Here is a 24,379-nt window from a genome sequence, read left to right on the forward strand (position 1 = left end):
TTCATCTTCAAAAAATAATTTTTTATGACCTAAAAAACGTTACACATTCACCCGCTTTACTTTCCTTCACCCTTTACATTCCATGTTATGAAACTAATGTTCCTATGGGCTTTCAATAAAAGCCTCCATGGCGGGCTGCGGGCCATATTTGCTGTGACTTTGCTGTTCATCGCCAGCATACCCGTATCTGCCACCTCTGCCAGCCAGGAAAAGATCAGCATATCCCTGGAGAAAGTCAGCATTAAAACAGTACTGAAAACCATTCAACAAAAAAGCCGGTACCGGCTTATCTACAACGACGACATTCTGCCGGAAAAACCTCCGGTATCTATCCATGCGGAAAATGCCTCCGTGGAACAACTGCTGTCCCAGACTTTCGCAGGCACCACACTGCACTACACCGTGATGGACAACGATGCTATCGTGATAGCATCCGGGACCACCGCTGCCAAAATAAGCGGCACCGTTAAAAACGAACGCGGTGAACCGCTCATCGGCGTGTCCGTAAAAGTAAAAGGCACCACTACCGGTACCATGACCAACGAAAACGGCCACTTTGAACTACAGGCCGGCACCGGCGTCACGCTGGTATTCAGTTACGTTGGCTACGAACAAACAGAAATCATCAGTACCGCCGATCCGATCACTGTCATCCTGAAAGAAAGCGCCAGCGGCCTGAACGAAGTTGTGGTAGTAGGCTACGGCACACAGAAAAAAACCTCCTCTACCGCCTCCGTGGCAGCAGTGCAGGGAAAAGAACTGGCCAAGGCGCCCGTCACCAATATCTCCAATTCACTGGCCGGAAATGTTTCCGGCATCAGCATGCGCCCCAACGGAGGCCAGCCGGGAAGAGACAACCCCGATATACATATCAGGGGTATTGCCACCACCGGCAACAACTCGCCGCTGATCGTAGTGGACGGTATCATCCGTAACAACATCAACGAAATTTCTCCCAGCTCCATCGCTTCTGTTACCGTGTTAAAAGATGCCGCCGCAGTAGCGCCATATGGGTTAGGCGGCGCCAATGGCGTAATACTGATCACCACTAAACGCGGGCAGACAGGTATGCCGTCATTGTCACTCAACGCTTATTACGGCTGGCAAACACCCACTTACTACCCTAAAATGCTGAACGCACAGGACTATATGCGCCTGCGTAATGAAGCCTACCGGAATGAAAACCCCGGCGGCACACAGCAACCTTTTGCCGACGATTTCATCAACTCATATGCAGACCTGAACGCCAAAGACCCGGACAAATATCCTATCAGCAACACCAAAGACCTGGTACGGATGCATGCGCCCATTCAAAACTACAACCTGCAGTTAAGCGGCGGCACCAAAGTAGTACGGTACTATGCGGGCATCGGCTTCCTTAAACAGGACGGGATGTTTGACCCGATAAATTACAGGCGTTATGATTATAACGTCAACATGGAAGTCAGCGCCACTCCTACCATCACCGTATCACTGTCACTGATAGGGGCCATCCAGCAGACCAACAGCGTGGACGCGGCCACTACACCGGGGCAGTTGTTCCGCAGCGCCTACAAGCTGATACCCATCACCAACCTTTACTATAGCAACGGCCTCTGGGGCGAGTTTGCCGGCAACTCGCCGGTAGGTATTCTCAATGCGGGATACTCCCGCCGCGATGCAACGTCCCTCCTCACCACGCTTGCCGTGGAACAACAACTGCCGTTCATCAAAGGGCTGAGCATTAAAGGAACTTTCAGCTATGACCCGAATGACTTTACCGTTAAAGGATGGCATACGCCGTTTTATTTTTACTCGCAGAATACCGCCACTACCCCTTACAGCTATACGAAACAGATATCCACCTCCGAAGGAAGCGCCGCACCATATACCTGGCTAAACCAGGAGTATTCCAAAAACCGGTACTTCACCTACCAGGGATATCTCAACTATCACAATAACTTCGGGAAACACGACATCACCGGCCTTGTGGTGGCAGAAGCCCGCAGGAACGATTCTACCGGCTTCTCCGCACGGCGGAATAATTTTGCGGTAAACATCGACGAGCTGGGCATGGGCAGCTCCAACAAAAATGATTTCGACAACAATGGCTCTACGGTCACCGGCAGTCAGCTTGGATTTGTGTACCGCCTCGGTTATGTCTACGACCATAAATATCTTTTTGAAGCAGCCGGCCGGTACGACGGACATTACTATTTCGCCCCCGGTAAACGCTGGGGCTATTTCCCGGCCTTCTCCGCCGGGTGGATCATCTCGGAAGAAAACTTCATGGCAGGCCTTGGCTCTACCCTGAGCTACCTCAAACTCAGGGCCTCCTGGGGCAAATCAGGTAATCTCGCCGGCGCTGCATATCAGTACCTGAACGGCTATAACCTGTACGGCAACGCCTATGCTTTCGGCAACGGCAGTATGGTACAAGGCTCCAACATCACCCGGGAACCTAATCCCAATATCACCTGGGAGATATCCACCAAAACTGATATCGGCCTGGACGCCACCTTCTGGCATGGGCTGCTCACCATAGAAGCTGATTATTTTCACGAACGAAGAACGGGCATGCTGCTGCCTCCGGCCGTGACCGTACCCGTGGAATATGGCCTGAACCTCTCTGATGAAAACGCAGGCATTATGGAAAACAGGGGCATCGAAGTTTCCGTTGGCACCAGCCGCCGCTTTTCCAACGGCCTGCAGGTAAACCTGAACGGTAATTTCAGCTACGCCAAAAATAAAATGGTCCAGGTGTTTGAAACCGCCGCTACGCGCGACAATCCCAATCGCAGCAGAACAGGCAGGCCTACCGGCACACAGTTCGGCTATCACGCGCTGGGACTGTTCACCGCTGCAGATGATAAAAACAACGATGGCATTATCAACGCCGAAGACGGCTACAACGTTACCCAGTTTGGCGTGCTTCATCCCGGCGACATCCGCTATGCTGATATCAGCGGCCCCAATGGCAAACCTGACGGGAAAATAGATTCCTACGATGAAGTAGTGACCGGTAATCCGGTATATCCTTTCATCACCTACGGTTTTACACCCAGCGCCTCCTGGAAAGGGTTTGACCTTAGCCTGTTCTTCCAGGGATCTGCACTGGCCAGCCTGAATATCCGGGGGTTTCAGACGGTCCCCTTCAACAACAACAACAGTAATTCCGCGTATGAATATTATAACAACCACTGGACACCTCAAACACCCGATGGTAAATACCCTCGCGCCAACCAGTCGCCCTACGCCAACAACACCCAGAACTCTGATTTCTGGATGATGAAAACAGGATATCTCCGTTTAAAAACAGCCGTACTCGGATATACGCTTCCGGCCGGCATTTCCAAAGCGATGAAGATGCAGCGCCTCCGCTGTTATTTCTCCGGGCAAAACCTTCTCACCATCAGCAAGATGAAATTCATGGACCCGGAAGTAGGTTACACCGACCTGGAAACAGCCTATCCTAACCAGAAGGTATTTGTATTTGGGCTCAACGCCACTTTTTAGATTCATCCTGTCAAACAAAACGATTATGAAGCGATATATCATTCTTTTGCCCATAGTGCTATTGTTGCTCAGTGTCCTGTCGTGCAAAAAGGATTTCCTGGAAAATACAGATAAGACCAAGCTCACGGACGACATCCAGTGGAGCAACGAAGGCAATGCGGACCTTTTCCTTAACGATATCTACAGCGCATTGCCCAACTATTGGAACCAGCCGGAAAACCTGGACAATTTTACCGACGACAACGACGCCGGCTTCTACTATACTTCCTATAACTGGAAGCAGGGCATCGTAGAAGCCTCCTCCAACGACTATACGATATGGGGCGGTATCACCGGCTCCGGCGATCTTACCAACTGGCCGGCCATCTTTACCAATATCCGTAAATGCAACACGTTCATTGCCGCTGTGCGTAAAAACGCCAAAAACTTCTCCCCGGAGTGGCTGAACAAACGGCTCGATGAAGCCCGGTTTATCCGCGCTTTTTTCTACAGTGAATTGTGGATGCATATTGGCGGGCTGCCCATCATTACGGCGCCCGCAGAAAGACGAACGATGGACAGCGCCGCTATCTATACGCCGAGGAGCAGCTTTGCGGAGACAGTGGATTTTATCACATCGCAACTGGATTCCGTCGTTAAAGACGGTCACCTCCCGCCCAAATACAACAAGGGCGATGCAAACGCCGGCAGGGCAACGCTGGGCGCCGCGCTTGCACTGAAAGGATGGGTGGAGCTGTATGCTGCCAGCCCCGCCTTCAATGACGCGCAACCCGCCGCAGGCAACGACCCATATAAAGTAGCCGGCTACAATAACTATGACCTCCAGCGCTGGGCAAAAGCCGCCGCCACCTTTAAACAGTTCATCGACGACTATGGCAATGGCAAGGCTTACGAACTGTTTCCCGACCCCTCCGCCATCTGGTACGAAGCCAACGAATATCATTCAGAAGTGGTATGGGACCGGCAGGTAGTGGCCAACACAATGGGATCGTCTTTTGAACAATACGGCGGCCCCGTATGGATCAATGGCGCCTACTACACCTGGGGCAACTACTGCCCCACCCAGGAGCTGGTGGACCAGTTTTTTATGGCCAACGGAAAACCCATCACCGATCCCGCTTCCGGCTATGATCCGCAACACCCCTACGTTGGCCGGGAGAAGCGCTTTTACGACTGGATCGTTTACGATGGCGCCCCCTATAAAATGACCTGGATGGACAAAGGCGACACTATATACACCCGCATCGACAAAGTACATCCCTCCAAAAACCAGATCGATTTTGGAACAGACGATGTGACCAATACCGGCTACTACTTCAAAAAGCGGCTTAACCCACTGGTACGGCCCGGCGGCGGCGCAGTAAGCGGCGCCAACTTCATCTACTACCGCTATGCGGAAGTGCTGCTGGGATACGCAGAAGCACAAAACGAAGCCACAGGCCCCGACGCCTCTGTATATGCCGCTATTAATCAAATCCGTAAAAGAGCCGGCCTGCCCGACCTTTCCCCGGGACTGTCACAGGCGGACATGCGGGCGGCCATCTATCAGGAAAGAAGAGTGGAGCTCTGCTTTGAAAACAAACGTTTTTATGATATCATTCGCTGGAAAACAGCCAATACCGTGATGAACGTGGACAAACACGCGATGAAAATCAGCAATACCTTACCTGATAACAACTCCGGTGTGTGGAAATACGAAATTGTGCCGCTGAACCACCCGCATGTGTTCACCCGGAAAATGTACCTGAACCCAGTGCCACAGGATGTAATAGACCGAAATCCGAAGATGGTTCAAAACCCGGGCTACTGAGAAAGCATTACAGCCACAAAAAAGTTGCAGGGATGCCCTGCAACTTTTTTGTAACCCATAGAGACAAGATACAACGCCCGGCCCCGTCAAAACTTTCTGAAAACCAGCACCTGCAACATTTCCTGTCGTAATCTGCAACATTTGAGTACCCTGTTTTCAGGAACATCTCATTAGTTTTACCACATCTTGTCAAGAGAAAGAATTCCCGTTATGAAAAAACGTCTGCTGGTCCCGGCTTCAGGAGCCTTGTCACTACCATCAAAATATGAATACTGTTGTAGCAGCCGATGAGGCGGCGCCGGTACAGGCGTAATTATACGGCGCAAGATCAATGGACCGTTGATACCAGGCCGGATTTACCTAAACCACTTAACCTTTATGAAAACCAATTTACCCACACCATTTGAACAAAAGTTTACAATGCTTTTTGTTTTCAGACAATGTATGTCCTTTAAAGCCCTTTCCCGGCTCAGGCAAAAGACGTCTGCCTTCTTCTGTTTACTGTCCTTATGTATTGCATTACAGCACTATGAAACAAAAGCGCAAAACGCGGCCGGCTACACCTGGAAGAGCGTAGCTATCGGTGGCGGCGGCTTTGTTTCCGCCATCATTCCCAGTAAGACCGAACAAAACCTGGTGTATGCCCGTACAGACGTCGGAGGCGCCTACCGCTGGAACGCCTCCACTTCGAGCTGGGTCCCCTTGTTGGACTGGGTATCGGACAATGAAGTCGGTTTCCTCGGCGTAGAGTCGTTGGCGATAGACCCGCAAAAACCCAACAGGGTCTACATGCTGGTAGGCATTTCCTATTTCAACAACGGCAGAACGGCCATTCTCCGGTCTGACGATTATGGCAACACTTTTACCCAGACCGATGTCTCCTCACAATTCAAGGCACATGGCAACGGTATGGGACGGCAAGCAGGTGAAAAGCTGGTAGTAGATCCCAACAACAGCAACATCCTGTATTGCGGCACCCGGTGGAACGGATTATTCAGAAGTACCGACGCCGGCGCCACCTGGAGCAGGCTAAGCTCACTGGACGTAACCACCACTCCCAATGAAAACGGGATAAGCTTTGTGGTCCTGGACGGCAGCAGCGCCGCAAGCGGCGCCACCCAAAGGATCATTGTCGGCGTTTCACGCAGCGGCAGTACAAACCTGTACCGGAGTGATAATGGCGGACAGTCTTTTGCTGCCATTTCCGGCGCTACCACCAGCTTTATGCCGCATCGGGCAGTTCTGTCCGGTAACGGAAACCTCTATCTCACTTATGGCAACGGTGCAGGACCGAGCGGGCACTGGTCGCTACCGGAGCCTATGGACAACGGACAGATCTGGAAGTATAATATTTCCACAGGCACATGGACAAACATCACACCTTCCGGATTCAACAAGGCGTTCGGCGGCATCAGCGTTGATCCTGGTAATCCTAACAGGATCGTGGCTTCCACGATCAACACCTATATGAACCAAAACGGCGCCTGGGGCGACAGGATGTTCCTGAGCACCAACGGAGGTGCAAGTTGGGTGGACGTGGTAGACCGCGGATTCACCCTGGACCCCGACGGTATCACCTGGGTGAGCGGGCATGCCATCCATTGGGCGGGTTCAATAGAGTTTGATCCTTTCAACACAGAAAGAGTGTGGGTCACTTCGGGCAATGGTATTTTCAGAAACGATAACATCAGCAGCAGCGGTACCTGGCGGTTCGCCGTAAAAGGGCTGGAAGAAACAGTGCCGCTCGGCCTGGAAAGTATTCCCAACGGCCCCGTTTTATCTGTTATCGGTGACTATGATGGGTTCAGGCACTCTACTAATCTAAGTCAGTACGCCCCTATTCACAATCCGCAAATGGGCACCACCAGCGGATTGGCAGTAGCTGCCCAAAATACAAACAAAATCGTGCGGGTAGGCAATGCAATGTATTACTCCAATGATATGGGAGTGACCTGGACCCAAAACAGCATGAATGGCTCCCATGGGCAGGTGGCACTATCAGCCAATGGCAATACTGTTTTGCATTCCCCGAAGGAGTCGTCTGCTACTTACCGGTCCACCAATAACGGCGCTTCCTGGGCAGCGGTAAGTGGTTTAAGTTTTAATGAAGCACGGCCGGTAGGCGATCCTGTCAACTCCAATAAATTCTATGCATATAACCCAGGAAACGGAGCCGTCATGGTAAGTACCAACGGCGGATCTTCCTTTTCTCAGGCCGGTTCCGTTGCGGGCGGCGGCTCCAAAATCATCCGGCTGGCACCAGGCATGGAAGGGCATGTCTGGATAGCCTTGAATAATGGAGGGCTGGTCCGTTCAACCAACTCAGCCCAATCGTTTTCAACCATCAGCGGCGTCAGCAACTGCGGGGCCGTTGGTTTTGGAGTGGCTGCTCCCGGAACAAACTATCCGGCGATCTACATTTGGGGCACCATCAACAATGTCAGAGGGGTATATCGCTCAACAGACCAGGGCGCGTCATGGGTCCGTGTAAATGATGATGCGCATGAATATGGTGGTCCGGGCAACGGGCAATTTGTGCAGGGCGACATGAATGTCTTCGGAAGAGTATACATGAGCACAGCAGGCAGAGGTATTGTTTATGGAGATCCCTCCACGACCTGCACGCCTACTGCCATCACACCATACACACAAGTAAATGGCGGCACCTGGCAGCAGACAGCCACTGCATCTTTATCCGCAGGCGGCACCGTGCAGTTTGGCCCTCAGCCTGTACAGGGAGGATCATGGAGCTGGAGCGGACCGAATAATTTCAGTGCAGGCATACGCGAAATATACATTTCAAACATCCAGGCCAGCCAGGCGGGAAATTATGTGGCCACCTATACCAATAGCGGAGGATGCCCAAGCACACAGACCTTTACTATCACCGTGAACAGTTCTGCCAAAATATCATCCACGGCCAATATCACTGAAGATGCCATCAGCGTGTATCCCAATCCGGCCAATGCAGGCAGGTTTACCATTACCCTTCCTGAAATTCCGGACAATGTGATCGTAAACATTTCCGATGACCAGGGTAGAATACTCTACGAAAAGAAAGCTTACGGCGGGAAAAAGATAGAGGTCGACTCAGGGCTGAAGGCAGGATTCTACCTGGTGAGGATCAATTCAAAAACATTCAGTGTCACCAAAAAGGTGATCATTCATTGATAAACACTTCATCAGTTATCGGGAATGCTTCGCAGGAAGCATTCCCGATTTTCTTTACTGCAACCGCACCCGGACGGTGGTGGTAGCAGCAATATTTGAAGCGGCAGCGATACCTGTCAGCGCCCTTTTTCCGGCAGGCCAGCGGACCGTCCCCAGCGGTTCCCATATAATCCCGTCGTAAGACCCGAAACCTGTTATGGTATCGCCCGACCGGGCCACTTTCAACCAGCAAGGCCCTGTTAAACGGCCGTATGTTACCGCAGGCTGCTCCAATGGTTGCTGTGCTAAAACAGATACGGTTGCTCCCTGATTTCCCCGTTGTATCAGCTGCATCGCCCATCGGGGAGCTTCTATTTCCTTTGTTTTAGCCGGGTAAAGCATCAGTGCAACGAACGGACTGCCTGGCTGCAGACCAGACCTGATCATCAGGCCAACTGCCGTAAACTGGGAACTGGGTTGCGGGCATACCTGGATCGTCATCGCTGTATCCCTCATCAGTTCCCTATAGGTGTAATTTACAGCCTCCGGCAACGTATCCGCGAACACGCCACCAGCTTCTATCCTCATCAGGTCTCCATCGTACAGCGCATAGCCGGGCGTCCCGGTATTTCCAATATCGCTGTTGCGCCACCCTGCAGGCAGTCCGCCACCAGCCAGCGATACCGGCAAAGACGCTTCCGATTCTCTTCCATCCCGTACCCCGGTGACTGTATAGTAAGATATAACGCCTCTTTTCATACTGCTGTCACGGAAAGAATTTCCGGCAGCAATGCCGATTTTCCTATATGGGCCTTCTTTGTTTTTGGCGCGTTTGATGAGATAGGACGAAACACCACGAAGTGTTGCCCATGTCAGTATGCCCGTATCACGATTTGCTGTCAAAACCAGTCCGGCAGGCATTTCCACGGAGAGAGGAAGGGTATCCGCCCTGTCAGTTGCCGGGCTGACTGTATAAAACAGGGTGCCATAGCCGGGGTGGTCCGCGCCAGGCATCCCCGGTCCTTCCGGCCGCAGCCTGTCTGCGGCCGCTTTTGTAAATGGTGCCGGAAGGCCTACCCTATGCACATAGTGGTTATATACCTGCTCGTACACCGCGCGCAGATTGCCACGCGCTATTTCCGAAGGATGTGTATGGTGGTATTTACCGGTACGGTCAAGCATCGGCGTATAGGGGATATCGTTATGGCCCAGGTTATATTTCGCGGTATATTCAAATCCTTTCAGCAGGCGGTTGTTGGCGTAGGCATAGAGATTTAATCCCTGGTGCCAGGCCATTTCACAGCATTCTGCCAGCATGCCGATACCGAGCTGCGTATGCGCCTGGTCACGCCCTGTTTCCTGCACCTGGCCGGTATCATTGATAATATAATGGGTAAGGCTGCCATTGCCCCAGCCATTTACGTAGTAGCGAACAGCGCTCTCAAAAATTTCCCGGTCATTACAGAAAATACCGATGGCCATCACTGTTTTAAGTGCTGCATCGTCCCAGTTGCCATTTGCAAAAGGTGCAAACTCCGCAAGAACGGGATAGATCACCCGGAGAAAATGTTGTTCCGCACGCTTTACGGCCACATCAGGCCATCCCGCATCGCTGTACCGGATGATCTCTGCGGCATTCACCATTTTAAAGGGACCAAGGCCCGCCATCAGCACGGCATCCCTCCCGGTTACCGACAGTAGTGTATTACTCCAGGCATCAATAATGCGAATGGCTGTTTGCGCATATCGCTTATCTCCTGTGACGGCCCACATGATCGCGTTCTGATAGGCGGCATTGGCATCGCTGTCGTAATCAGCCTGGCCTGCCGTAGGATTTCTTCCTACTGAGGCCAGCGGTCCTTTCATTTGATAATCAGCGTGAGAAAAAGGGCTTTTCTCAAAAACCGTGTAACCTTCGTATATGGGTGACCGTTTCCCCGCAACGGCTGTCTTCATTCGTTGCAGGTCAGCATTGCTGTGCAGCAAGCCGGGGTGCGCAAATCCAGGCGCCTGCGCCAATGCACTCGTGGTCACACCGGAAAAAATTATCATCAACAGCCATAAAATATACGCCTTACTCATGGCCTGCCGGTCTGAAAATGAATGCCTGTCCGCCTTTGGCAGCAATTTTTACCGGCAGCTTATCAACGTTGGTGAGCCGCAGTGTTCTCTTCCTGATGGATTGGAGACCGTCATCTTCATAAACAGTCACCGTGTAGGAAATACCGGGACGTAGAAAAGACAGGTCAAGCGTGGATTGCCAGTCCTGTAAACCAGCAGCACAGCCCACATACCAGGTATCTGCCTTCCTTCTGGCCACCGCTATGCCCTTACCGATATCTCCCGCCAGGTAATGCGATTCACTCCAGGTGGTTGGCACATAATCATAGAATTCTATCTCCTCCTCATTGGTGTAATCATTGGGCTGACCATACCAGAATATCGCCTGCAGCGGGCTGTAGTAAACTACGCTCAGCGCCAGCTGCTGTCCTTTTGAAACTTTGATATGCTTTGAAAAGCTGTTTTTCGGATTAGGAAAACAATAGGTAAAATCTGCGGCGCCTGCAAGATAACGGGTGAAGGGAAGCGTGGTGTTATGAAATGCGTCAGGACTGTTTTCATTGCCCCTGATGCCTTCCTGTGTCAACAGTACGGGGTAGGTCCTGCTGAGGCCCGTCGGTTTATAATTATCGTGGATGTTCAGCACAAAGCCGTATTGCTGCACCTTTTGCACTGCCTGCAACAGCCAGGTAAGGCCTGATTGCGTAAGCCCGTCCACAAAGCCAAATTTAAGACCCGCCACCCCCCACTGCTTATAAAGCGGAAGAATTTCGTCCAGCCTGGCTTTCAGCCCAATATAGTTTACGTACAGGATAACGCCGATATTGTGCTGCTTACCATATGCAATCACTTTCGGCAAATCAATTGCCGGGATTACCTGCGTGGGATCCGATGAAGAGCGGAACTCCGCGCCATACCACCCTGCGTCAAACATGATATACTGAAAATGATGCTTCACGGCAAAATCGATGCAATCCAGGCCGCTCTGTGTATTTAGCTGGGCGCGGATAAGTTTTCCGGGCCTGGTCCATGACCAGTCTCCCGGCGCAGGCGCCCCCGCCAGTTTTAGGTCCAGGTTGCGGCAGTGCGCAAGCGCGATGGCTGAACCGGCCACGCTCAGGGTCCTCCAGGGTGTTTCAAGATGCTGGTGAAACAGCACGGCGGTGTCTTGCGGAAATTTTACAGCCAGCGTATTTCCATCTGCGCCACGGGCCAATTCGGCTTTCGTATAGTTAAAGTTCACCGCTTCCCCTACCTGGCAATACGTTCCATCCGATTCCATGGTCACCGGCAGGTCCGTTGTAGTACTGAAGGTGTCCACGCTTGTTGGGGTGAAAACGGACTCCTGGTTGTATTGGTAGATGAGCGGGGAAGCAGGAAAGGCGAACGTGGTGAACTCACGGAGTGCATGTGGCGCAGCATCCGCAGCAGTGACAGCGTAACGGAATGCCACGCTGCTGTCCATCACGCGGAAATCAATGGTCACAGAAAGACCGGCAGTGGTTTGAAGGTATAACCTCGCCTGCTGGTAAACACTATGCAGGGAATCCTGCTCTCCCAGCGGACTGGCAAAAGATTCCCGGTGCAATACCGGCTTATCGTAGCGGGTAATTTTAGCGTTGCGCAGTGAAACACCATCAACAGCGATATCGAGTGCTGACCAGCCAGTGATTTTTTTTCCTTTGAAAGATAGCTGATAACCCGGCTTCCCATCAGGAACACCTGTTGTTAAAACCGTCGTGCGGCCGGGAGATACGATGGAATAACTTCTTTGTGCTGAAAGCTGTCCGCACAGCAACAGGCACATGAGCGCCGGCGTAATACCTGACTTTAACCCAAAAAACATTTTACTCATTTCCAAATTTTATCGGTCAATAATTTCGGTCTGTCCGGGAGAAGCCCGGCTCCGGCGGCAAACGGACCTTCACCTGGACAAAGGCTGCCTGCCGGGGTACAAAATAAATACCCGCAGCCTCCAATTATAAGGGGAGTACTCGCATAAAAAGGGGGGTGAAACATGAATTCCGGAAAGTATACGCCCCTTTTGCCAGTGGATTCGCAGCAACCGATATCAGACCTTCTTCCGGTGCGCCCCTTTTTTACGCGCCTCTATTTTTTCCAGTTTATATTTATCTTCAAATACCTTCCGGTAACGCCGGATATACTCGGAGGGGTTCATACCAAACAGCTTGTTGAACTGCTCCCGGAAGTATTTAACATCATTGATGCCCACCTGGAAACCTATTTCATTAATGTTGAGGCTTGTATTGATCATCAGTTCAGCCGCTTTTCTCAGGCGGATGAAGCGGACAAACCCCCGCAGTGATTCTCCCGACACCTGCCGTATCTTTTTATATACCGAAGAATAACTCATCCCTATTTCCCTGGCCAGCACCTTAATCGTAAAATCTTCGTTATCAAGATTGGCTTCCACAATAGCCATGCATTTTTCCACGAACTGTTTGTACTCGCCTGAAACCCTTAAATCATTTTTACGGAGGGTCACTTCATTCAGAAAATAGTTACGCAGGTTGTCTCTCGTTTGCAGTATGCTGTGTACTGTTGCTGCCAACAGTTCCCTTTCAAACGGTTTCGTGATATAATAGTCGCTGCCTACTTCAGCGCTTGCCAGCTTTCCTTCTTCCGCAGAAGAGCCCGTGAGCAGGATGACCGGGATATGGTTCAGCAGCGTATTCTGTTTGATTTCTTTACAAAGCTCCAGCCCCGACATGGTTTCCATCCGGATATCACTGATGACCACATCAGGCAGCGTGGTCATGGCTTTTTCCAGTCCTTCCTTTCCATCGCGGGCTTCCTCAATATGAAAAGTTGACCGGAACATGCCGGAAATATACTGTCTTATCTGTATATCGTCATCTACGATCAGCATCGTCTGCTTAGATGTGATCAGCGTGCTGATTTCCTCTCTGTCCGGCTCTTCCGGCGAAACAACTTCCAGTTTCTCTTCCGCCATAGCTTCCAGGAAACCGGTTTTGTCCGCAGGAGCGGCATTGTCCTGTTCATGGTCCGGCTGATCGGTGCTGCAAGGTAAAACAACTGTGAAGAGGGTGCCCTTACCTTCTTCACTTTCAAAACTCACTGTTCCCTGGTGCAGTTCAACGAATTTTTTTACCAGGTACAGCCCTATGCCGAATCCTGATTTTCCGGCTGATGCACACCCTTCCGAGCGGTAGAATTTCTCAAATACATGATGGCCGCTCTCCGCCGGAATGCCATATCCTGTATCTGCGATGGTTATCTCCACCTGATCGTCGGCATGATACAGCTTCATTGCCACACTGCCACCGGCAGGTGTATATTTAAAAGCATTCGATAACAGATTAAAAAGTGCTGTTTCCAGTTTCTCTCTGTCTCCGATGATCCACAATTCTTCCCCGCCACCATCAAAGGAATATGCCTGGCTGGCCGATTGCGCCTGTTGTTCAAACGACTGAAACACATCCCTGCAGAGTTCAGTGAGGTTAACGCGGGCCGGTTTCATTTTATCTATGTCACTGTCTGCCCTTCTGAACAGCAGCAACTGGTCCAGCAAACGCAGCAAGCGCCGTGCATTGCGATATATTGTAGTAAACTCCCGCTGATGTTTTCCATCAGGGCCTTGTTCCTGCATCAGGTCTTTCACCGGGTTGATGATCAGCGTGAGAGGTGTACGAAATTCATGCGATACGTTGGTAAAGAAAGCGATTTTCTTTTCATTGAGTTCTCTTTCCTTTTCGGCATTCATATTGGCCATGGCCACCTGGTACCTGAGCCTTCGTTGTTTTGTTTTATAGGTGATGTACACTATCGCCAGAGCTATGACTATCAGCAGGTATAAGAAGAAGGCCCACCAAGAGGCATACCAGGGAGGCAACACCGTTATCTCCAGGCTGATTTCGTTGTTTATCCATTGTCCTTCCGCATTGGTGCTTTTTACCCGGAACGTGTAATGCCCGGCGGCGAGATGCGTGTAAGTGGCTGTTCTGCTGTTGCCGCTCTGGTTCCAGTCTTTGTCCCAGCCGTCCATATAATAGGCATAGGATATTTTATCAGCGGTGGAATAATCCAGCGCGGCGAAGTCGAAGGTAAAAACGGCCTCGCGGAATGGTACTTTGATTTTACGAATGTTATCGCCCTGTTGTTCTTCAATATAACCGGCTTTTTTTCCGATGGGCATATTGTTGACATGAATATCCGTGAACAACATTTTAAGTTTTTCACCGGATGCCAGGATATTGGAAGGCCGGAACAGGTCCACTCCTTTGATCCCACCGAACATCAGTTCTCCGGATTGAAGCCTCAGGGCTGCATTGTAGCTGAATTGATTACTGGACAGCCCGTCTCCCTGGTAAAAATTGGTGAAAATTTCCCGGTCGGGGTTAAACCTGGAGATTCCGTAAAAAGTACTGATCCAGAGATCCCCTGTTTCGTCTTCCAGGATATTCAGCACGGCATTGTTACACAGTCCCTCTGCCGCCGTATAGCGCTTTAGCAATGTTCCCTGTGCGCGGTCAAACAGCAGCAACCCACCGCCTTCCGTGCCCACCCAGAAACGGCCTTTGCGGTCTTCGTGAATGGCCCTTACCGGATTACCGAGCATGTAGCTGATATTGTTATGGTGCTGCGGGTCAATTTTTATCAGGCTGCGAAGATCACCTGCCCACAGCTGTCCGGAGCGGTCTTCTTTCATGGTGAAGAGATCTGTCAGCTTGTCGTCTGTGAGCTTAAACGTATCCTGCTGCCGGTCATACTGGTACAGTGCTCCCCTGTACAACGCGCCTCTGCCGAATGTTCCGGCCCATAAGGAATTGTGGCTGTCTTTATAAAGCAGGTACACGGTTTTACTCTCGTTCCGGTTATTTGGGTAAGCCAGCCTGTAATGCCGGAAGGAATTTGTTTTCCGGTCGAACCTGTTGATACCGCCCCAGAACGTGGAGACCCAGATGTTCTGTTCATGATCGCATTGCACGTTCGTTACAAAGTTATCGCTGAGAGATGCAGGCACTCCCGGGCGGTGACTAAAATTGGTAAACTGTCCGGTTTTCCTTTGCCACCGGCTTAGACCGCCGCCATCTGTTCCTACCCAGATGGTACTATCGTTTTCTTCACAAAATGCAAAAATGAAATTACTGACAAGGCTGTTGCTGTTCAGCGGATCATGCAGCACAGACCGAAACCTGTCTTTCTTGGGATCTATGATATTGATCCCACCCCTCAGTGTCCCGATCCATTTGCGGCCGTCCGTATCTTCGTAAACCGCGCTGACGGAGCCACTCGCCAGGGTGTAGTTGCTATTGCCGGCCGGAATATTCTCTTCCCGGGCGCCGTTTTCCGTACGGATGATATCTATCCCCCCGCCATTAGTGGCCACCCAAAGCCTTCCGCCTTTGTCGAGATACAGGCCTGACACCTTATTATAAGACAGTTTTCCGTTTTCTTCTGTAAATGACTCCAGGTACTGGTTGGAGGATACAGCGTATTTCAACAATCCATTGGGCGTGCCTATCCATAACAGGTCTCTGTCAGCCTTCATACAGTCTGCCGTCGGGAAAGCAGCGTTCACTATCTGAATGGCGGTAATATTGCCGTTTGCCCTGCATAGTCCCCTGCCCTGTACAAAACACCACACCGCTCCATTGCCGGTTATCTCAATACCGCCTGCATCGTAGGATGTCAGCCGCTGACCGTTAGCATACAATGGCACCTGGACGGCGGTATATGTTCCTGCGGCACAAAACAACAGGCCCAGGTTCTCTGTTGCGATCAACATGTTTCCTTTCTCATCTCTCTTAATGTCCCGCACCACGGCAGTTATCCGCTCCAACCGGTTGGTACCTGCCACCTGGTACTGTACGCTGCTGAATTTTCCGGAAACATGATCATATATGTTAATTCCCTGTCTCGTGCCGATCCACAATTTGTATTGTAAATCTTCATTGATCGTAAAAACCCAGTTATTTACGAGGGAACTGCTGTCATTGAACCTGTTGCGGAACACCTTAAACACATTGCCATCGTACCTGTTCAGGCCGTCATAGGTACCAAACCACATAAATCCTTTATGGTCCTGGAACACGCAACGGACAGCATTATTTGACAAACCCTGCTCTATGCCCAGGTATGAAATGACATGATAAGGGTTATCGCCGGCGGAGAAACCGGATACGTGGAACGCTGCAGCAAAAAGTAACATGCAGCACATTACAAGTTTTTTCATCCCGTGAAATTGAAAAATACTGTTCTACTTTGGTTGATCGGCCGAATTACGAATTCACCCCCTGTCCTTTGTTACAATTTACTCCGGGAAAAACGGGCAGCGAGGGGGGACAGTCTCATAATTCAGGGTGTATAATAGTAATTTTTGTCTAAACGACAATTTTTAATTCATTCCGCTGTATTTTGGTCGGGAAAGCCAACAGGAAGGATCTGGGCACAGCAATCGTATCAACCCGCCGCTGTTGGAAAACAATCAATGAACCGGCCAGGCTTTTATAGCAGGATACGCTTTCGGGGACTATACCTGTAATAAGCACCAAAATCAAATTTCCATGTTAAGAGTCGATTTGACATTTAAAATACTTATTGTCATTTTTTCGGTACTGACGGTTCCACGGAGCATTTCGGGGCAAAAAAATCCGCTTTCACTTTGGTACAGGTATCCCGCAAAAGAATGGATCGAAGCACTGCCGGTGGGCAACGGCACATTGGGCGCTATGGTGTTTGGCGGTACGGGCCATGACCGCCTGCAGCTGAACGATATTACTGTCTGGTCCGGCAGTCCGCAACCCGACGCTGACAGAAAAAACGCCTATAAATTCCTGGATACCATCCGGGCGGCTATACGACAAGAGCAATATAAAAAAGCGCAGGAGCTTACCGCCCGGTATATGACCTCCCCGGCGCCCTACTATTCTTCCTATCAGACCCTGGGAGATATTTTTCTTCATTATAAATCTGCAGCGCCCACCAGCTCATACAGGCGATGGCTGGACATAGAACAGGCGATTTCGGGGGTAAGTTTCAATCAATCAGGGACCACCTATACACGGGAAACATTTTCAAGTGCTGCGGACAGTGTGCTGGTCCATCACATCAAAGCCGACGGCAACACGCCGATAACAGTCAGCATTTTCCTTCACCGGAAAGAAAAGTCGCAGACCAGGTTCGAAGCACCCAATAAACTGATCATGACAGGCAATACCGGTCCTGCGCTCGATTTTGAAGTACAACTGGCAGCTGTTACCGACGGCCTTATTGAGGGCGGCAGCGACAGCATCACTGTCAGGAACGCCCGGGAACTCACCCTTTATGTATCAGCCGGCACCTCCTACGTCCTGGATTATGACAAAGGCTTCAAAGGAGAACATCCGCACCGGAAAACAACCTTGCGGCTGCAACAAGCCATCAGTAAAGGATATAGCCGGTTAAAAGCAGCTCATACCGCCGATTATGAAAGATTGTTCAACAGGGTCAGGATCGATCTGGGCGCTGCGGCAGACTCGCTCCCGACTGATGAGCGGCTTCGCAATTACGGCGATGGAAAAAAAGATCCGGGATTTGCCGCGCTGTTCTATCAATATGGCCGGTACCTGCTGATATCTTCCAGTCGCCCCGCCAATCAGCTGCCTTCCAATTCACAGGGTCTGTGGGGCGACGGGTTCGATCTGCCCTGGAAATGTGACTATAAGTCCAACATCAATTACCAGATGAATTACTGGCCGGCGGAACCTACGAACCTGAGCGAACTGCATGGACCTATGATCCGGCTTACCACCGCCCTCGTGGCTCCCGGCAGCAAAACAGCCAAAGCGTATTTCGGGCCGGACACCCCCGGTTGGTGCTATGGCTATACGACCAACGGCTGGGGATGGACAAGCCCCGGAGCCGCCCTGCCATGGGGCGTGTTTGCCGGCGGCAGCGGCTGGGCATGCCAGCATCTGTGGGAGCACTATGCCTTCGGCAGGGATATCCGCTATCTGGAAAAAATTTACCCTGTACTGAAAGGTGCCGCAGCATTCTATCTGGCCACCATGATCAAAGATGCGGCAGGGCACCTGGTCACCTCTCCTTCCACATCTCCCGAAAATAATTTTATCACAGACGACAAACAAAAAGGCAGTGTTACGGAAGGCGCCACTATGGAAAAAGCAATCGTCTGGGACCTGTTCGATAATGTGGCCATGGCCTGCCGTATACTCCATACCGACGAAGCGTTCAGAAAAAAATTGATAGCAGCCAGGGACAACATAAGCCCTCTGAGAACAGGCAAGGAAGGCCAGCTGGAAGAATGGAACAAGGACTGGGACCTTAACACCGATGATCCGCACCACAGGCACGTGTCGCATCTGTTCCCGCTCCATCCCGGTCATCAGGTAACTGTTTTCCAGACACCGGAACTGGCCGCTGCTGCCAAACGTACACTCGAACTACGGGGCGATGACGGCACGGGATGGTCCATCGCCTGGAAGGAAAACTTTTGGGCCAGGCTGCGCAACGGCGATCATGCCCACCGGCTGCTGTCCTATCAGCTTCGGCCCACCACACAACTCAAAACTGTGATGGCCGATGCCGGCGGTACTTATCCCAACCTCTTCGACGCGCATCCTCCCTTTCAGATCGATGGCAATTTCGGTGCCGTCAGCGGCATCACCGAAATGCTGTTGCAGAGCCATGAAACCTACACCACCCGGGATGGCACATATGCTTATGTAATTGACGTCCTGCCAGCCCTTCCGGCCGCATGGCCCAATGGCTCCGTGAGCGGATTGCGTGCCCGGGGAGGATTTGAGGCAGACATTAACTGGCGCAACGGCCAGTTAACAAGTTTCACCATCAGGTCCGCCAACGGAGAACCCTGTAAAATTCGTACAGCCGTTCCGGTGACTGCAGCCGGAAGCCCGATAAAAAGCACAGCGAAGCAAGGTTATTATATATACGAACTACAAACACAAAGCGGTAAAACCTACAAGATGCAAAGCATGGAAAAACTATAATGCGTTTGCAACCTGCTGACGCAAACAAAACAGGATACCGGAAAAACTACTATGCGAAAAAAGAAAACTGTTCAATCACTTCGTCCACTATGAAAAAGAATTAACTGATCAGATAATCCATCAAAAATTCCAATTGTAATGATCAGGGCTAAAAGCGGTTTTGGCCCTGACAGAGAACTTCTTGTCTTTATAAACTTCCACTATGAAAAGAAATCTAACCGCAGGTGTTCTGCTACCTTCTGGTATCGGAAGGCAAGTGTGCTGTAAGGTCCGCCTGGTCCTTCCGGCTATGCTGTTGCTGTTTTCTTCCGCCAGGGCGCAATTGGCCGATACAACGAAGGCTGATACAAAAACGGCGACTGTCACGGAAGCCACCACCGTTCCGGTCCTCTATGGAGAACAAGCCAAAAACAGATTGCTCCAGTCTGCTGTAACGGTATATACCAACCAGTTAGTCACCACGCCAAGTCCTCAGTTTTTACAGGCATTGCCCGGCCGCATACCAGGTTTAAATATCTATTTCAGTAGTGGTGGCCCAGGCCTGGACGGCAATGGAATGGGCTTCAACATCCGCGGGGCAAGAGCGCAAATAATCCTGATTGACGGGGTTGAACGGGGATACCAGTCCATTGATCCGGAACAAATTGAATCCATCACCGTATTAAAGGACGCACTATCGACGGTAATGTTCGGACAACGCTCCTCGTACGGTATCATCTCCATCAGAACCAAAAAAGGAGATATCGGCAAACCCCGCATTTCATTTACCGCCCAGTCGGGCTTTGAAACGCCGACCGCCCTGCCCAAACCATTGCCGGCCTGGCAATATGCCACGCTGTATAATGAAGCCAGGCAAAACGATGCAGGCAACGTCGCCATCCCTCCACAATATACACAGGCCCAGATTGATGCCTATCAACATCATACAGACCCTTATACTTATCCCGATGTAGACTGGTACAATACCGTTCTCCGGAAAAGAGCCGGCATATCCCGTTATAACCTCAATCTTCAGGGCAGTGGAAAAGGCTTCAGGTATTTCGTTGACCTGGACAATGTGCGGGAAAATGGTATTATCAGGACCAGCGACGATAATAAGTATAATACAAACGTCCAGTTGAACAGGTACGCGCTGCGTTCAAATGTAGGCGTTGATGTAACACCGGTGACTTTTGTGCAGCTGAACCTCTTCGGCCGCTTTCAACGTTACAACCAACCCGGCGGAGGCGTGTCAAATATTTTTTCATCTTTATTAAACACGCCCCAACTCGCCTATCCTGTTTTCAATCCCGACGGGTCCTTCGGAGGCAGCGACAAATACCAGGGCAATGCCAACATATGGGGACAGGCCGTTGCCAGGGGATATCAGTTCCAGGATGTAAGAGATATGGCGGTTGACCTGGAGGTCATGCAGAAACTTGATGTATTGACAAAAGGTCTTGTGCTGACAGCAAAAGCCTCCAACAACAATACAGCCTATTATTCAACTATACGGGATAAAAACTTTGAAGTATACCAGTACCAGAATGGAGCCTATACGAAGTATGGATCAACAACCGAACAAACAACCAGGGGCAGTCTGAATGAAAGGTCCCGCATCGTGTACCTGGAAGGAGCACTGGCTTATGACCGGGCTTTTAAAAAGCACGCTCTTTCCATATTGACAGTTGCCAACCAGCAAAGCAAACTGGCATTCAACACCACGAACCTGCCGGAAAACTACACCGCTTATTCAGGTAAACTAAACTATTGTTTTGATGATAAATACGTGGCCGAAGGTGCGGTCAGCTATGGAGGCTACAACTGGCTGGCGCCATCAAAACGCTGGGCAACATACTGGGCCGGAGGACTTGGCTGGAACCTGCATAAGGAAACGTTCATCAGCCGCAACCTGCCTTTCATCAGCCTTCTCAAACTGAGAGCGAACTATGGATTGACCGGCCAGGTAAATGCCGGTTACTTTTCCTATATACAGACCTATTTCAACGCCAACGGCTATTGGTTCGGCTCCGGCTCTTCTCTCGACAAAAGCTCCGGAGAAAATGCGATCGCCAATACAGGCCTGAGCCCTGAAAAAGCGAAAAAACTGAACGCTGGAATTGATCTTGGCCTCTGGAACAACCAACTGACCATAACAGCAGATTACTTCTTCAATAAGTTCTACGATCTTGTTGCCGCACCCACCTTCACAACTGCCATTTTTGGCGCAGGCTATCCAACACAGAATTACCAGCGGTTCAACTACTGGGGCACAGATATTTCAGTCAAATGGCAGCAGCGCATAAAAGCGTTCAGTTATTTTGTTTCCGGTAATTTTTCTATTGTGCAGTCGAAGGTGGTTTATAATGGAGAACTACCTAAAAACTACGATTACCAGATCACGACCGGAATGCCGGTAGGACTGCAATATGGGTATACCGCAACCGGCCTGTTTAGATCCTATGACGAAATCAATGATCCTGCTACCGCAGTAATGCCTTCCTCACCCAAATCATCGCTGAGGCCCGGCGATATACGTTACCTGGACCGCAACGGTGATGGTCAGATCACAGTTGACGACCAGGGACCGATTGGCAATGCAAAACCCACGATATACTATGGTCTCTATACCGGCTTTAGCTTTAAAGGCCTTGATCTTTCGATACTTGTCCAGGGTACGTTCAATCGTCAGAGTACCTTAAACGGCGATTTCATGAACGGCTTTGGAAACAGCGGACAGAATAATGCCTATGAATATAACCTGGGCCGGTTTACAACAGCTACCGCCGAAACGGCGAAACAACCAAGGCTATGGCTGGGCAACAATACCAACAATACCCAGCCCTCCTCTTTTTGGTTGAAGGATAACGATTTTGTACGCCTCAAAAACGTAGAGATAGGCTATACTTTCCCTGAAAAACTATCCCGCAGGATTGGCCTTCCTTACGTACGCCTGTTTGCCAATGGGTTGAACCTGCTTACCTGGGCGGAAATTTATGATGTCAGGAAAGACCTGGACCCCGAGGCCTGGGGAGGAGCTTATCCCATTATGAAGATTTTCAATTTCGGTATCAACATTAAATTTTAACCGGCAATGCATTGTTGTATGAAAAAGAATTATAGCTGGACCTGTCTTGTTTTTATGGCTGTTGCCTTTACCGTATCATCCTGTAAAAAAGCGTTTGAAGACAAGCCGCTTGAACTGCTTACGATAGATTATATTTTCGATGAGAACGACCCTACCGGGGACCAGGCATACAAATGGGTCACAAACATATACACGAAAATCCCTTCCGGGTATAACCGGATGTTGGGCGGTTCCAGCTGGGGCCTTAATGGAGGACAGCGAAGCAACATTTCCCTGGTACCGTTAGAATGTTTTTCAGATGACGCTGTTCCAAGCGCAGATGGTAATGAAGGATGGAATATCATTCGCGGCGGCTACAGTCCCGTTACCACATTTGACGACAACTGGGGAAACTGTTACAGCGCCATCAGGGCAGCCAATATTTTTTTAATGAATTACCAGCGGGTCCCCTGGGCCGATTCATCCCGCAGAGTATGGCTTCCCAACGAGGCCCGGGCCCTCAGGGCTTATTTTTATTACGAATTGATAAGAAGATATGGAGGCGTACCGTTGATAGGCGACAAAATTTTCGACTCCAACGATGCAGGATTATTAAATCTTAAACGCAACAGCTTTCAGGAGTGTGTAAACTACATCGTATCAGAACTGGACATAGCGAAAGACAGCCTGCGCCCCGACGCTTCCCTGGCTGGCAGGACCACCGATGCCGATTTCGGGAAAATGCGCAAAAGCATTGTGATGGCTATCAAGGCCAAAGTATTGCTCCTCGCCGCAAGCCCCTTGTTTAACCCATCGTCTACCCCCGGCAGGTCTTATACCGGCTACGCATCCTACAATGCAGAAAGATGGAAAGCCGCTGCTGATGCGGCAAAAGCAGTGATGAACCTCGGTATCTATGACCTGGAGCCCAATCGTTACACCCTGATGCTGGCCAGAGCGAACAAGGAACATATTTTCTTCAGAATGAGTGATCCCCGTATTGACAATTCTTATTCCTATTATATGTCGCCACCCGGCTACAAACCGGCAAACCGCAACAGTGAAGGACGTGTAAGCCCCACACAGGAATTCGTTGACGCCTTCCCCATGAAAAACGGAAAGGCGGTTACCGATGCATCATCCGGCTATAACATATCAAATCCTTACACCAACCGCGATCCTCGCTTAGACCAAACGGTATTTTACAATGGCGCTAAATGGCTGCAAAGGCCAGTGGAAATTTTTGAAGGCGGCAAAGACAAGCCAAACGATGCAATACTCGCCCCTGTACAGACACAAACGGGTTATTATGCTAAAAAATTCTGTGCAAATGACAGCAGCAGTGCCAACTATACCAATACCTTTTTCCGGGATGGCGGTTTCGTTCCGCCATGGTGTATTATCAGGTATGCAGACATTCTTTTAATGTACGCCGAAGCACAGAATGAATATTCAGGGCCTGATGCGTCCGTGTATGCGGCTATTGAGAAAATCCGCCAGCGGGCCGGACTGTCTCCCTATACGCTGCCTCCGGGATTGTCTCAGGGACAGATGCGTGAGGTTGTTCGCAACGAACGCCGTATTGAACTGGCATTTGAAGAACAAAGATTCTGGGACATACGCAGGTGGAAAATCGCGAAAGCCGTTTACGGGACCACGCTTCATGGCCTCACCATCACCAAAAACGCAAATGGTACATTCAACTATTCCCCCAAGGTGGTCACCACGCCCTATTTCACGGATGCCATGTACCTGTTCCCCATTGCCATAAAAGAAACGCAGGTGAACGGCGGAATGGAACAAAACCCCGGCTATTAACCTTTT

General features: G+C 50.5%; 9 protein-coding genes. 6 read left to right on the forward strand and 3 right to left on the reverse strand.

The annotated features are described in order from the left end of the window. Positions 1 to 87 precede the first annotated feature (87 nt). From ACTJJS_RS24700 to ACTJJS_RS24710, 3 genes are all read left to right on the forward strand, one after another. Entirely contained in the window at positions 88 to 3,495 is a 3,408-nt protein-coding gene (locus ACTJJS_RS24700; RefSeq protein WP_440665816.1) for a TonB-dependent receptor, read from the forward strand. A 25-nt stretch (positions 3,496 to 3,520) separates the two neighbouring features. After that, the gene (locus ACTJJS_RS24705) at positions 3,521 to 5,305 is read left to right on the forward strand and encodes a RagB/SusD family nutrient uptake outer membrane protein (protein ID WP_440665818.1); all 1,785 of its coding nucleotides are present in this window, start codon (positions 3,521 to 3,523) and stop codon (positions 5,303 to 5,305) included. A gap of 378 nt (positions 5,306 to 5,683) precedes the next feature. Then, positions 5,684 to 8,476 carry a T9SS type A sorting domain-containing protein gene (locus ACTJJS_RS24710; RefSeq protein WP_440665820.1) on the forward strand — a complete coding sequence of 931 codons (2,793 nt, stop codon included), beginning with the start codon at positions 5,684 to 5,686 and terminating at the stop codon, positions 8,474 to 8,476. A 54-nt stretch (positions 8,477 to 8,530) separates the two neighbouring features. Here ACTJJS_RS24710 and ACTJJS_RS24715 read toward each other — a convergent pair whose 3' ends face one another. From ACTJJS_RS24715 to ACTJJS_RS24725, 3 genes are all read right to left on the reverse strand, one after another. Beyond that, the gene (locus tag ACTJJS_RS24715) at positions 8,531 to 10,507 is read right to left on the reverse strand and encodes an alginate lyase family protein (RefSeq protein WP_440666255.1); all 1,977 of its coding nucleotides are present in this window, start codon (positions 10,505 to 10,507) and stop codon (positions 8,531 to 8,533) included. A gap of 22 nt (positions 10,508 to 10,529) precedes the next feature. Further along, positions 10,530 to 12,371, reverse strand: coding sequence for a glycoside hydrolase family 97 catalytic domain-containing protein (locus ACTJJS_RS24720; protein ID WP_440665822.1), 1,842 nt, complete (start codon positions 12,369 to 12,371; stop codon positions 10,530 to 10,532). 216 nt (positions 12,372 to 12,587) lie between these two features. After that, positions 12,588 to 16,709, reverse strand: coding sequence for a hybrid sensor histidine kinase/response regulator transcription factor (locus tag ACTJJS_RS24725; RefSeq protein ID WP_440665824.1), 4,122 nt, complete (start codon positions 16,707 to 16,709; stop codon positions 12,588 to 12,590). Between the two features lie 355 nt (positions 16,710 to 17,064). Here ACTJJS_RS24725 and ACTJJS_RS24730 point away from each other — a divergent pair, with 355 nt between their 5' ends. The 3 genes from ACTJJS_RS24730 (at position 17,065) to ACTJJS_RS24740 (ending at position 24,373) form a co-directional block, all read left to right on the forward strand. Further along, complete coding sequence (locus ACTJJS_RS24730) at positions 17,065 to 19,509, forward strand: glycoside hydrolase family 95 protein (RefSeq protein WP_440665826.1); 2,445 nt, start codon at positions 17,065 to 17,067, stop codon at positions 19,507 to 19,509. A gap of 202 nt (positions 19,510 to 19,711) precedes the next feature. Continuing rightward, entirely contained in the window at positions 19,712 to 22,576 is a 2,865-nt protein-coding gene (locus ACTJJS_RS24735; protein ID WP_440665828.1) for a SusC/RagA family TonB-linked outer membrane protein, read from the forward strand. Between the two features lie 18 nt (positions 22,577 to 22,594). Continuing rightward, positions 22,595 to 24,373 (forward strand): RagB/SusD family nutrient uptake outer membrane protein, encoded by a 1,779-nt coding sequence (locus tag ACTJJS_RS24740; protein ID WP_440665830.1) that lies wholly within the window; start codon positions 22,595 to 22,597, stop codon positions 24,371 to 24,373. The last annotated feature ends 6 nt before the right edge of the window (positions 24,374 to 24,379 follow it).

Origin of the sequence: Chitinophaga sp. 22308, assembly GCF_052045305.1 — a bacterium.
Lineage (GTDB): Bacteria > Bacteroidota > Bacteroidia > Chitinophagales > Chitinophagaceae > Chitinophaga > Chitinophaga varians_A.